At 37.6% G+C, this 13,565-nt stretch carries 11 protein-coding genes; all 11 read right to left on the bottom strand.

The annotated features are described in order from the left end of the window. Positions 1-65: 65 nt before the first annotated feature. The 11 genes from ftsA to BAR153v2_RS01220 all read right to left on the bottom strand — a co-directional run bounded on the left by ftsA (position 66) and on the right by BAR153v2_RS01220 (position 13,554). Entirely contained in the window at positions 66-1,361 is a 1,296-nt protein-coding gene (gene ftsA, locus BAR153v2_RS01270) for a cell division protein FtsA (protein ID WP_078679972.1), read from the bottom strand. Continuing rightward, positions 1,358-2,266, bottom strand: coding sequence for a cell division protein FtsQ/DivIB (locus BAR153v2_RS01265; protein ID WP_078679971.1), 909 nt, complete (start codon positions 2,264-2,266; stop codon positions 1,358-1,360). The genes ftsA and BAR153v2_RS01265 overlap by 4 nt, the downstream gene beginning before the upstream one ends. Further along, entirely contained in the window at positions 2,254-3,174 is a 921-nt protein-coding gene (locus BAR153v2_RS01260; RefSeq protein WP_078679970.1) for a D-alanine--D-alanine ligase, read from the bottom strand. The genes BAR153v2_RS01265 and BAR153v2_RS01260 overlap by 13 nt, the downstream gene beginning before the upstream one ends. Positions 3,175-3,400: 226 nt before the next feature. Next, the gene (gene murB / locus BAR153v2_RS01255) at positions 3,401-4,378 is read right to left on the bottom strand and encodes a UDP-N-acetylmuramate dehydrogenase (protein ID WP_078679969.1); all 978 of its coding nucleotides are present in this window, start codon (positions 4,376-4,378) and stop codon (positions 3,401-3,403) included. Further along, positions 4,356-5,783 carry a UDP-N-acetylmuramate--L-alanine ligase gene (gene murC / locus BAR153v2_RS01250; RefSeq protein ID WP_078679968.1) on the bottom strand — a complete coding sequence of 476 codons (1,428 nt, stop codon included), beginning with the start codon at positions 5,781-5,783 and terminating at the stop codon, positions 4,356-4,358. The genes murB and murC overlap by 23 nt, the downstream gene beginning before the upstream one ends. Then, complete coding sequence (gene murG / locus BAR153v2_RS01245) at positions 5,767-6,903, bottom strand: undecaprenyldiphospho-muramoylpentapeptide beta-N-acetylglucosaminyltransferase (RefSeq protein ID WP_078679967.1); 1,137 nt, start codon at positions 6,901-6,903, stop codon at positions 5,767-5,769. The genes murC and murG overlap by 17 nt, the downstream gene beginning before the upstream one ends. Continuing rightward, complete coding sequence (locus tag BAR153v2_RS01240) at positions 6,893-8,050, bottom strand: FtsW/RodA/SpoVE family cell cycle protein (protein ID WP_078680915.1); 1,158 nt, start codon at positions 8,048-8,050, stop codon at positions 6,893-6,895. The genes murG and BAR153v2_RS01240 overlap by 11 nt, the downstream gene beginning before the upstream one ends. A gap of 128 nt (positions 8,051-8,178) precedes the next feature. Next, positions 8,179-9,585, bottom strand: a complete 1,407-nt coding sequence (gene murD / locus BAR153v2_RS01235) for a UDP-N-acetylmuramoyl-L-alanine--D-glutamate ligase (protein ID WP_078679966.1) — start codon at positions 9,583-9,585, stop codon at positions 8,179-8,181. A gap of 5 nt (positions 9,586-9,590) precedes the next feature. Further along, a complete protein-coding gene (gene mraY, locus BAR153v2_RS01230) occupies positions 9,591-10,661 on the bottom strand; it encodes a phospho-N-acetylmuramoyl-pentapeptide-transferase (protein WP_078679965.1) in 1,071 nt (356 codons plus the stop codon). Between the two features lie 20 nt (positions 10,662-10,681). Next, the gene (gene murF, locus BAR153v2_RS01225) at positions 10,682-12,103 is read right to left on the bottom strand and encodes a UDP-N-acetylmuramoyl-tripeptide--D-alanyl-D-alanine ligase (RefSeq protein WP_078679964.1); all 1,422 of its coding nucleotides are present in this window, start codon (positions 12,101-12,103) and stop codon (positions 10,682-10,684) included. After that, complete coding sequence (locus BAR153v2_RS01220; protein WP_078679963.1) at positions 12,100-13,554, bottom strand: UDP-N-acetylmuramoyl-L-alanyl-D-glutamate--2,6-diaminopimelate ligase; 1,455 nt, start codon at positions 13,552-13,554, stop codon at positions 12,100-12,102. Before BAR153v2_RS01220 ends, murF begins: the two co-directional genes overlap by 4 nt. Positions 13,555-13,565: the final 11 nt, after the last annotated feature.

Raw genomic sequence — 13,565 nt, 5'->3', positions numbered from 1 at the left:
GTTCTTTTCCTTCTCATAAAACACCGCAAGCCAAAGCGATGAAAATTAATACCCAAATAGACTTACTAAAAACTCTCACGCAACCACTGACCAACACGTTGAAAATATCCACCTGTGCCGGTTGATAACTGTCTCACTGTCGTGTGAATTATTTTTTCTTCAAAACCCGCTAGTTGCGGATAGATTAACAATCCAACAGCAGATGAAAACGCCGCTCCCTTTGCAAGAGCAGGAAGCCTAGAAACACCTAAAGGCCGCCCTATACGAACATTTCTTCCTAATATATTACGAGCCATCTCTGGCAACCCAGTTAACTGGCTTGCTCCTCCAGTTAAAATAATACGCTTACCAACAATATGACTGAAACCAGAACAATTCAAACAATCACGAATCATTTCTAATATTTCTTCAACACGCGCCCGAATGATACGACCAAGAACTGCACATGGATATTGAGTTTGCTCATTCCCAATTTCAGCGACATTAATCATACGATGAGAATCTGTACTTTCTGAAAGTGTTGAACCATATTTAACTTTTAAACGCTCTGCTTCTTCAATAGACATAGATAATCCCCGTGCAACGTCAAGAGTTATATGGTGCCCACCAATTGCAAGTGTACCTGCGTGAACAAACTTTCCTTCAGAAAATATTGAAAATGTTGTTGTTCCAGCACCAAAATCAATACATGCAGCTCCTAAACGCGCCTCATCATTAATCAAAACTGCGATACCACTCGCAAAAGGTGTTGCGACCATTGCTTCAACGCTTAAATGAGCACGATTAATACAAACTTCCAAATTACGTAAAGATGCTATTTCTGCTGTCACAACATGCGCATCCACCCCAAATAATTCACCTACCATTCCAACAGGATCAGAGATTCCTTTATCTCCATCCAATACATAAGATACTGGAACTGAATGCATAATATGCCGTTCAGCATCAAAAGCTTTACGCGAAACATTTGCCAATGCCATACGCATATCACGTGCAGTAACTTCACGCCCACCCAAATGTACTGTGCCTTTAACAAAAGCACTTTTTAATCGGTTTGAGGAAAAATTTACAATAACTGAATCCACCACCAAACCAGCCATTTTCTCTGCAGCATTAACAGCTAAACGTATTGATTGCTCTGCTGCAAGCATATCCATAACAATACCAGATTTAATTCCACACGAGCGCTGTACACCAAAACCCAAGACTTCCATAAAATGTGTACGACCATGTAAATGTTGCGGATACTTCAAAGGACGTAAACAAACAACAAGACAAACAACCTTACTTGAACCCACATCAAGAACTGTTAGAAAACGCGGTTTGCGCCCCCTCCCATGATGTGATTTCAAAAACATCATATACTCCTTTCTCTTAATTCTTTTAAAATACGCTCTTTTTCCATTACCGTAGCACGATGCCGTGCTAACACTTCGTCTGATAAAGCAATCGTTATTCGATCAGAAAGACGTAAATCAATGCTTAAAGCGTCGCGAGAAAAAAGATCTTTTGCCGTATTCGTCTCAATAAGAGCAACAAGCCTTTCAATAGCGCCTTGTTCAGGCAACATAATACGCACCCCATTTTCTAAAAAAACATCCCAACGCCGATCACCTACACGCACATAAGCACGAATACGATTACGAAATTGCGAATATGTTGATAAAGATTGAATAAACGACTTAGCTGCATTTTGTGCTCCCTGCCCAACAACAAGTGGTAAATTCTGAACTAAACCTGCCTGAAATGGTAAAATAATACTCCCTGTATCATCAATCACATCCATCACACCATCATGTTGCCAAATTGCATATGGTTCACGCTCTACTATTGAAATACATATTCGGTTAGGATAAATTTTCCGAATATCAGCTGATTGGACCCAAATCTGTTGTTCTAAAGTAGAACGGGCTTTATCCACATCAAAGCTAATAATTGATGGATAAACATCAAGCCCTAAAAGCTTTAAAACATATTGTTCCGTTATATTTTTATTGCCACTCATATCAACATGAGTAATCACAAAACCAAAATTCAATGCCACAAGCCTTATAATTTTGTTCATATGCCCGCTAAAAACAATTCCATAAAATAAGGAAAACAAGAAAAAAGAAAAAACGGCAAAAGAGCCAAAATAACGCGGCACATGAATATCAACAAATAAAAATTGCAATATAAATCGGAAAAAACGACGATAAAAACGTGGGAAAATTGGCACGGATAGCACCCTAAAAATTCCTACTTTACCAACATTTAACGCATACATGACGCGTCCTCCACTATCCATTTAACAATGTCGCTATAAGTACGACCACTTGCTTTTGCAATATCCGGCACAAGAGAGGTTGGCGTCATACCAGGCTGCGTATTAATTTCAAGCCAAATCAACTCTTCCGTTTCTTCATTAAAACGAAAATCAGAACGACTAATACCTCGACAACCTATCGCTTGATGTGCCGCTAAAGATATTCTTTGCACTTTTTGGTAAATATTTAATGAAAGTTGTGCAGGACAAATGTGAATAGAACCACCAGACTTGTATTTTGAGTCATAATTATAAAACTGGAAATGTTGATCAGGTATAATTTCACAGACATCTAGAACTTCATTACCTAAAACAGCGCAAGTAAGTTCCCGACCAGGAATATATTTTTCAACCATTACCTCATCTTCATGCATCCACTCAGAGCTTGCAATATTACGAGGTGGAAATGCTTCATCGCCATTCACAATAATAATGCCAAAGCTTGATCCCTCATGCACAGGTTTAATTACATAAGGTGGCTCCAAAGGATGTTTTGATCCAATTGCAAAACGGCTCATCGTATAAGAAGGAGCAATAGGAATACCAACACTAGCGGCAATAATTTTTGCCCGTCCTTTATCCATTGCTAATGCTGACGCCATCACTCCAGAATGCGTATAAGGAATTTTCAAGTATTCAAGAATGCCTTGAATACATCCATCTTCACCAAATGAGCCATGCAATGCATTAAAAACGATATGTGGTTGTAATTTCTCAAGAATAGAAGCAATACGGCTATCAACATCTACACGAGTTACATAATAGCCATGAGCTTCAAGAACATCAGCACAAGCAGAACCAGAAGATAAACTTACAGACCGTTCTGATGAAAGCCCTCCCATCAACACAGCTATATGCTTACCTTTCATAACAACTTATCCTTCTTTATATACTAAATACAGAATATATAAAAATAAAAAATACTATATATAGGAAAGAACTAGATTTATCTTTGCGAATCAATAACCTAGCATTTTCCCTAATGAATCAGACTCAAGAGCTTGATGCAAGAGCTTCTCTGTTAATTTATTGATTTTTAATAGAAATTTTTTCTTATCTCTTTGAAATGACTCAATTTTTTAATTATATAAAAAATCAATTATCCTGATTTAAAGAAGAGACTATACGACCTTGTTCAAATTGGCCAATACGTTGTATTTCCCACTGTAATAAATGCCCTGAATGAGCAAAAACACGAGCACGTACTGTTTCACCTAATTTTTCAAGATCATAACCTGTTGCTTGATCAATATTAATCATAAAATTACAGTGCATTTCACTCATTTGAGCACCACCAATCTTTAAGCCACGGCACCCTGCCTCATCAATAACACGCCACGCGAACGTCCCTACAGGATTACGAAAAGTGGATCCCCCTGTTTTTTCACGAATAGGTTGCACCTTTTGCCGATGAAGAGCAACTTCATCCATAGCCGTACGAATATAATTTCTATTCCCTTGCTCTCCTTCCAATAAGGCAGCAATAAAAACAAAATCATCGGGAACATCGCAACAACGATAAGAGTAATGTATATCCTTCACACTCAATATATGGCGTTGTCCTTTACGATCAAGCGCATAAACTTCAACAACACGCTCAGCAGTTTCAATACCATTAGCTCCAGCATTCATTTTTAATGCTCCTCCACAACAACCAGGAATACCATGATAAAAATGAAAACCAGAAAGCTCCGCTTCTAAAGCTGCTGCTGCCAAATGTTTACCTGCTACCGCAGCACCAACCAAGAAGCGCTTCGATGACACTTGCTTCAACTGCCCGAAACCTTTTGCTGAAAGGCGAATAACAACACCAGGGATACCCCCATCACGTACCAAAAGATTAGAGCCGATCCCCACAATCGTTACAGGAATGGATTCAGGCAAAGATTGAAAAAATAAAACTAAATCTGCTTCATCAGAAGGTTGATAAAAAATCTCAGCGAGTCCACCAGTGCGAAACCATGTCACCTTACGCATATCGACATTGGGTGTTAATTTGCCCTGTATACCACGTAACGCTGGCTGTAATTTCTTTAACAGGCCTTCACCATCAATTGGCTGAAAATTTATCATTGTTATCAAGTACCACTAATTGATTGGGCAATGCATAAGCCCATTGTGTGATGCTACCAGCACCCAGAAAAACCACATAATCACCAGATTTAGCTAATGTAGATACAATAGAAATAACATCTTCCAAAGTATTAATCAGACGCACATCACGGTGGCCAGCCATCTGAATATGCTCGACTAATTCTTTAGAACCAAAACCAGCTATTGGCTCTTCACCAGCTGCATAAACCGGTGTAATCATCACTGTATCAGCATCATTAAAACAAGTAGAAAAATCATCGAACAAATGATATAAGCGCGTATAACGATGTGGTTGTATAACCGCAATGATATTTCTTTTTGCGCTCTCACGTGCTGCATGCAAAACTGCTTTTATTTCGACTGGATGATGCCCATAATCATCAAATATCTCAACTCCATTCCAATTCCCTGTTTTCGTAAAACGCCGTTTTACACCCTCAAACTCTGCTAATCCCTTTTTTATAGCTTCAGGTGAAATGCCGAGTTCATGTGCAATAGCAATCGCTGCAGTAGCATTAGAAACATTATGCTTTCCCGACATCGGTAAAATCAAATTGTTAATTTCAATTTTTTCGTCTGTTTTTCGTGATCGAATAAGAATATCGAAACACGCTTTTTGGCCTTCCATCGAAAGATTAAGAAAACGGACATCTGCTTGTGGATTTGCACCATACGTAATCACCCAACGATCATGAATACGACTAGCTAACGTCTGAACTTCTGGATGATCAAGACACATAACGGCAAAACCATAAAAAGGCACATTTTCTACAAACTGCCGAAAAGCCTCACGTACGGCATTAAAATTGCCATAATGATCTAAATGCTCAACATCGATATTCGTAACAACAGCTATATCAGCCGGCAATTTTAAAAATGACCCATCACTTTCATCAGCTTCAACCACCATCCAATCCCCGTCTCCCATACGTGCATTGGTCCCGTAAGCATTGATAATACCACCATTAATGACTATCGGATCAAAACGACCTGCATCAAGAAGCGCAGCTACCATTGAGGTAGTCGTTGTTTTTCCATGCGTACCACCAATAGCGATTGTCCGACGAAAACGCATTAATTCAGCAAGCATTTCTGCACGCTTAACAACGGGTAAGTGCTTTTTTTGGGCAGCAATATATTCAGGATTTGTTTTCTTAATGGCAGTAGAAATAATAACAACTTCTGCTGCTCCTAAATTCTCAGCACGATGCCCTATACAAATATTAATTCCCTTATTCTGTAAGCGCTCAATATTTGCATTATAAGTTTGATCGGATCCTTGAACTTTATAACCAAGATTATGAAGAACTTCAGCAATCCCGCTCATACCTATACCTCCAATTCCCACAAAGTGAATAAGGCCAATATTAAGCGGCATTTTCATCGAAAAACTCCTTTTTAATATCTAATAATGATCGTTCTAGAATCAATGCCTCAACCATATTTGCCAAAATAACGGTTGCGTAAGGTTGCCCAACTTTTTTCACAGATCGCGCTTGTTTTTCCAATAAGTGTGGTTCACAACAGACTTTTGTCAAGAGAGAAGCAAGTATTTGCGTATCTAAATTTTTTTCTACTATAATCTGCGCGCCTCCTACTTTAGAAAGTTTAGACGCATTCTCTGCTTGATCGTGATCTAGAGCGTAAGGGTATGGAATAAATAAAGCTGGCCGACCAATTACAGCTATTTCGCAAACTGTTGAAGCACCAGCACGTGACATAATAAAGTGGGATTGAGCGATATGTTCAGCCATATTATCAAAAAAACGTGCAATTTCTGCCTGTACTCCCATATCATGATAAATTTTCATGAGATCTATGGTTTCATCATAAACCTGCTGAACAATGCGTAAACGTTTCCGTATATTTTGATCAAGTAAGGCAACTGCTCCGGGAACAACTTGTGAAAAAAAAGCTGCTCCTTGACTCCCACCAAAAACCAAAAAATGAAATGGTTGTTCGCCTGTAGAAGGACAATAAGGAATCTTTGCAGCTTGAAGAATAGCCTTACGAACAGGATTACCTGTCATGAATGTTTTATGAGCATAAACACTGTTCGCTGATAATAAACCACCGGCAATAGCATTGACCCTAGATGCCAATAATCTATTAGCACGTCCCATAACAGCATTTTGCTCATGAATAAATGTTTTATATCCTATTAAGGTAGCAACTAAAACTGGTGGAAAGGTAGGATAACCACCAAACCCACCGACAAGAACAGGCCGTAATTTACAAAAAAGCATCCATGACTGAAACATTCCCTTCAGCAAATACCAAAATGTTTTTATAAATCCAAAAGGACAACGTCTTATAAAAGTTGCTGATGAAATAATATGAACGTGTTCCTCATCAAAATGACTTACAAAACGCTTAGCTCTTTTATCTGTCATCAAATGAACATCATATCCACGCTCTCTCAGTTCAATAGCAAGCGCTTCAGCAGGAAAAAGATGCCCACCTGTACCACCAGCAGATAAAACAATAACTTTCTTATGTGTCATCAGCAGCATCCGGAACAGAAGTTGAAAGAAAAGTTGAAATACGCGCCTCTGGCCAACGGCGTGTCAAACTCAGTAAAATGCCTATCGAAATTGCAATTGCTACCATAGATGAACCACCATAAGAAATAAATGGCAGCGTCATACCCTTTGGAGGCATGAGATGAAGATTAACTGCCATATTAATAGCTGATTGAAAGCCAATGATCATTGCTATGCCAATAATACCAAAACGTGTGAATATATCACGAGTGTTTAATGCTATATAAAAAGAACGGATAACAATAAAACCAAAAAGTGCTGTAATCAATAAACAAAAAATGATACCATATTCTTCAGCTGCAACAGAAAATACAAAATCTGTATGGCTATCAGGAATAATACGTTTCACCGTACCCTCACCAGGACCTCGACCAAACCATCCACCATTTAAAATAGCCTCACGCCCTACATCAACCTGGAATGTATTACCTTCCCCTGTTAAAAAACCATTGATACGTTCACGTACATGATGAACAAAAAAATAAGCTAAAAAGCCTCCTAAAATACTTAAAATAAGAAATAAGAAAACGACGATAAGAGGCACACCTGCAATAAAAAATAAGCCACCCCATGTTGCACTTATTAAAAGTGTTTGACCAATATCTGGTTGCAAAACAAGAAGCGTACAACAAATCACATACAGTGCAATAACCAATATATAAATAAGGACACCTTTACGCTGTACCTGTTCCGAGAAAAGCCAAGCAGATATAATAATAAAAGCCGGTTTCATAAACTCTGATGCTTGTAACGAAACACCAAACACTGAAATCCAACGCCGCGCCCCTTTTAACTCAAGACCAAATAATAAAGTTGCAATCATAAGAACAAGCGCTGCAATAAATAATAGAATACATAAACGACGAATATTACGAGGCGAAAAAAAAGAAACAGCGATCACAGTCACAAATGCAAGAATACTAAAAATAATATGCCAGCGAACAAAATAAAAACTATCAGAAATCCCAATTTTTTTTGCAACAGGGGGACTAGCTGCAAAAGATAGCATGATACCAATTCCCATAAGGATCAAACAAGCAGTAAAGATAGAGCGATCAATTGTCCACCACCAATTAGAGAGTGAGCCTCGGTCTGCACGAGTTATCATCATTTTCACTGTACCTTTTATAATCGCATCTAAAACAAAATAACATGCTTTTCCTAGTATCTTTGATAAGCACTTTAAAGTTTAAATTACATTCACAAAGATTCTCGATTGCTATGTAAAATAACTTTTTACAATTTTTGCTTCTTTAACTGCATAACAAGAGAAACAAAAGTCTCCCCACGTACCTCATAATTCTTAAATTGATCATAACTTGCACAAGCTGGAGAAAACAAAATCACAGATTCTTGATTTATATCGTGGGTTGCATCATTAACTGCTTCGCGGACTGCATTTTCTAAAGTAAAACTCATCGAAAAAGGAAAAGCAGAGCCAATAATACGTGCAAAATTTTCTACCGCATTACCAATTAAATATGCTTTACGAATCTTATAAAAGAATCCTTTAAGAGCATCAATCCCACCTTCTTTTGCCTGCCCTCCAACAATCCAAAAAATATTATTAAAAGTAGCCAATGCAGGAACAGACGCTTCTGCATTAGTAGCCTTACTATCATTAATAAACAAAACAGATCCAATTCTACACACCTGCTGCATTCGATGTGCAAGCCCTAAATAGCTTGCTAAATGCTCTTCTATATTTAAGGTAGTAATTTTTAATATCTGCAAAGTTGCTAAAGCCATAAGAGCATTTTCCGCATTATGACTTCCACGTAACGAAGTTATATTTGCCAAATCTGCGAGCAAATGATATTGCCCATGCCGAATAGAAAAAAGCTTTGTCCCTTCTACATAAAAACCATTTTTAACAAAATGCTCTTTAGAAACCGGATCGATTTGATGACCTTCATCAAAAAGCTTTTGATATAAAGCACGGCAAACCAAACTATCAATTGAAATAAGAGCACGAGAAGCTCGAGAAATGACATATTCTTTGACCTGCACATAACGTTCAAAGCTACCATGACGATCGATATGATCGGGTGTTAAATTCAACAAAAGACCAACAGTTGGCTGAAGAGAAGGAGCTAATTCTATTTGAAATGATGAACATTCAATAACATAGATACGCTTTTTTACAAATGGCTTAAGCGTTAATATTGCTGTTCCAATATTCCCTCCCATTTGCACATCATAACCCATTTTTTCTAAAAGATGAGCAAGTAAAGTGGTAGTTGTTGATTTACCATTTGTACCTGTAATAGCAATAAATGGAATATCCTGGTCATCAAAACCATGTTGCTGTAAAAAAAGATTACGTGCACGAACAAATAGCTCAATATCACCGATAATTTCGATATTCTCTTGACGTGCTTTTTCAACAACCCAATGCGGTCTTGGATAAATTAAAGGCACCCCAGGAGCTAAAACCAACGCAACAAATTCTGACCAATCCTCATTATACAGATTCTTTGTGGGAATATTTTCTTTACAAGCAGCTTCCACACTAGAATAATTATCATCCCAAGCAACTACTTCTGTGCCACAAGAAATCAAAACTTTTGCTGTAGCTATTCCTGATTTTCCTAATCCAAATACAGCTACTTTTTGGCCTTTATAACACTCAACGGAAATCAAGATTGTCACCTCAATTTAAGTGTTGAAAGACCAATCAATGCTAAAACAATCGTAATAATCCAAAAACGTATCACAATCTGACTTTCTGTCCAACCTTTTTTCTCAAAATGGTGATGAATTGGTGCCATAAGGAACACACGCGTTTTCGTTAGTTTGAACCAACCCACTTGAATAATAACTGACATCGCTTCTAAAACAAAAAGTCCACCAATAACAGCTAAAACAATTTCATGCTTCGTTGCGACAGCAATAACGCCTAACAACCCTCCAAGAGCCAAAGAACCAGTATCTCCCATAAAAATAGCCGCTGGAGGTGCATTATACCATAAAAAGCCTAGTCCAGAACCAAAAACTGCTCCGAGTAAAACAGCTAGCTCACCTGTACCCGCTATATAATGAATTTGTAAATAATCAGCAAAATTTATATTCCCAGACAGATAAGCAATCAATGCAAAAGATAAAGAGACAATCATCACAGGCACAATAGCAAGCCCATCAAGACCATCGGTCAAATTAACAGCATTACCAGTACCTACAACAACACAGGCGGTAAAAGGAATAAAAAACCAACTTAAGTTAATAAAATAATCCTTTACAAAAGGTAAAGCTAATTTTGGTGAGCCAATTTCTAAAATAATAAAACAAGCAATGATAGCAATTACAAATTCCAAACTTAACCGCGCTTTTCCAGAGAAACCTTTATGCGTTTGCTTTGTCACCTTAAGATAATCATCATAAAAACCAATCATCCCAAAAGAAAGCATAACAAACAACGATACCCAAAAATAAATATTTAATAAATCACACCATAAAAATGCGGATACCATAATACCAATTAAAATCATTAATCCACCCATAGTAGGTGTTCCAGCTTTTTTAAAGTGAGTTTGAGGGCCATCAGTTCGAATTGGTTGTCCTTTTCCCTGCCGACTTTTAAGAAAAGCAATAATACTTGGACCAAACAAGAAAACAATCAAACCTGATGTTAAGATAGCTGCAACAGTTCGGAAAGTAATATACCGAAAAACATTAACACCTGGAATCCAATCATTCAGCAAGGAAAAAAATAGCATCATGGTGAAAAAACCTAATAAAATTATAAAGAAATTACTTTATAGCGACTAAGAATTTCATTCACAATATTTGATAAATAAATACGATGAGATGATTTAATCATAATAAGATCTCCATTTGAAATTTCTGAAAAAACAAGTGGAAAAATTTCTTCAATATCTTGAGCGTGATAAACAGTAATATGAGGAGAAAGATCACTAGCTAAAACTCTCATTTCTTTACCAACCAAAAAAACCAAATCAGCACCAGAAACACGTATGGGCTCCAACAAATCACGATGCAATTTTTCACTATGATCTCCTAATTCAAGCATATCACCCAAAATAGCAATTCTTCTACCGTCTACACCTATTGGTCCTGTTGCAAGAAGATCAAGAGCGGCCCGCATAGAAGCAGGATTAGCATTATAACTTTCATCGATTAAATGAAACACACCACCATTCGATAAGGACAGCTTATAAAGAGCTCCACGACCTTTTTGAAGAGAAAAACGACCCAGAGCAAGCACAACACGTGCCAAATTAGCACCAACCGCATCACAAGCTGCAAGAACACTTAAACCATTTTGCACCATATGTTGACCAGGTGCACCGATTTTAATCATTACATCTTTCTGACCAAGATGCACAATCATACAAGAGCAATTTTCTAAAAGACAAACCTCTTTCGCTTGATAATTAGCATAATTAGACTGGCCAAAACTCCGAATTTCGTTCACCCCACATTGTTTTGCTTTTTTAAGCAAATAAGAAAAAAAATGATCATCTGCGTTTAAAAGAGCTATACCGTTTTTGTCTAATCCTTCAAAAATTTCAGCCTTAGCATCTGCAATTTCTTCAAGATTTTTGAAAAATTCCATATGCCCAGCTGCAATACGAGTGACTAATACTACATGCGGACAAACCAACTTCACTAAAGGACGAATTTCATCTTTATGATTCATACCAATTTCAAAGATACCGTAATCACTATCTATAGGCATTCGTGCCAAAGTCAGTGGAACGCCCCAACAATTATTCAAAGAAGAAAGATTAGCATGAACCTTTCCTGCAGTTTCAAGTGCTTGTTTAAGAGCTTCTTTTGTTGTTGTTTTCCCTACAGAGCCTGTAATAGCTATAATTTTAGCTTTTGAACGTTTACGTGCTGCTTGCGCAAGTTTTTCTAATGCCTGAAAAACATCAGGAACAACAATTAATGGAGCTGTTGTTTTTTTCATTTCGTCTAAACGATTTTGTGCAACCACCAAAACTCCAGCACCTTGTGCATAGGCATGCGTAGCAAAATCATGACCATCAAGATGGCGCCCTTTAATACAGAAAAAAACATCACCTTCTACAAGAGTTCGACTATCAATAGAAATTCCAGAAAAAACTTCTGGTAAACATCCAACTGTAAAACCATCCATTGCAGAAATGAGTGCCTGTTTATCCCATAAAGCTATCATTTATCTCGTTCCTTTAAAGCAGCAATCACTTTCAAACGATCTGAAAAAGGGTATGTCTCTCGCCCTATTATTTGTCCATTTTCATGACCTTTTCCTGCAACAATTAATGTATCTCCAGCTTTCAGTAATCGCACCGCATAATCAATTGCTTTACCACGATCTGCTATTTCTATTGCTTCGGGCACTACCTGTAAAATATCTTTTCGAATTTTTTCTGGTGCTTCTGTACGAGGGTTATCGTCAGTTACAATCACAACATCAGCTTTATTTTCTGCAATCTTTCCCATCAAAGCTCTTTTTCCTCGATCGCGATCACCACCGCAACCAAAAACAAGAATTAAACGTCCTTGTGTAAAAGGACGAACAGAAAGCAATACCTGCTCTAAAGCTTCTGGCTTATGCGCATAATCAACGTAAACAGGTGCACCATCTTTTGTTTTTCCAACCAATTCTAAACGGCCAGGCGGCCCTTGTAATTTTTCAAGAGAGCGAAAAACCATATCTGGAGGTGCATTTGTCGCAATGGCTAAACCTGCAGCCATAAGTGCATTAGCCACTTGAAAGTCGCCAGAAAATGGCAAATCAAATGTATAAATATTATTTCCCATCCGGCATTCAACACGTTGTTTTAATCGTTGATGTTCAACACGATTAAGTGTGATGAATTTCCCTGTGCGCCCAATTGTCAAAACTTTCCGGTGAGCTTGTCTAACAATATCAATAACTTTTTGTGAATAAACATCATCTGCAAAAATAAGAGCAGGCGCATCTTGCGGTAAAATCGTATTAAATAATCTCATCTTAGCATGGAAATAATCCTCTATGCACCCGTGATAATCCATATGATCACGCCCTAAATTGGTAAAAGCAGCTGCTGCTAAATGTACTCCATCAATCCGACATTGATCAATTCCATGTGAAGAAGCTTCAAAGGCTGCATGTGTAACACCTTCATCATTAGCAATTTCATATAATAAACGCTGTAACATTACTGGATCGGGTGTAGTTAGAAAACCAATATCATGACGTTTAGGTGATACAACACCTACTGTTCCTATACTCGCAGCACAAAAACCAACATATTCCCAAATCTGCCGAATAAAAGACACAACCGATGTCTTACCGCTTGTACCTGTAACAGCAACCATTATTTCAGGTTGAGAATTATAAAAACGGGCAGCTGCTATAGCTAATCTATGACGTACCTCCGAAACATGAATAACGGGAATAGATAAATTCTCAAAAACAAAATTATTGTCTGTAATAATTACCCGTGCACCACGCTTTATGGCATCATTTACATACTCTCTACCATCTCTTTGATTTCCCTTAAGTGCCACAAAAACATAACCTGGCAACACTTGACGAGAATCAGCACTTATCCCTGTAATTTCAATTGAGGCAAGATAATCATCTTTAATACACTCTATAAATAATTCTCCAAGCAACATGGGGCTATTCA

The sequence above is a fragment of the Bartonella sp. AR 15-3 genome, from assembly GCF_002022445.1.
In the GTDB taxonomy this organism is placed as follows: domain Bacteria; phylum Pseudomonadota; class Alphaproteobacteria; order Rhizobiales; family Rhizobiaceae; genus Bartonella.
The sequence above is the reverse complement of the archived record's forward strand: the minus strand, read 5'-3'. Positions and strand labels throughout refer to the sequence as shown.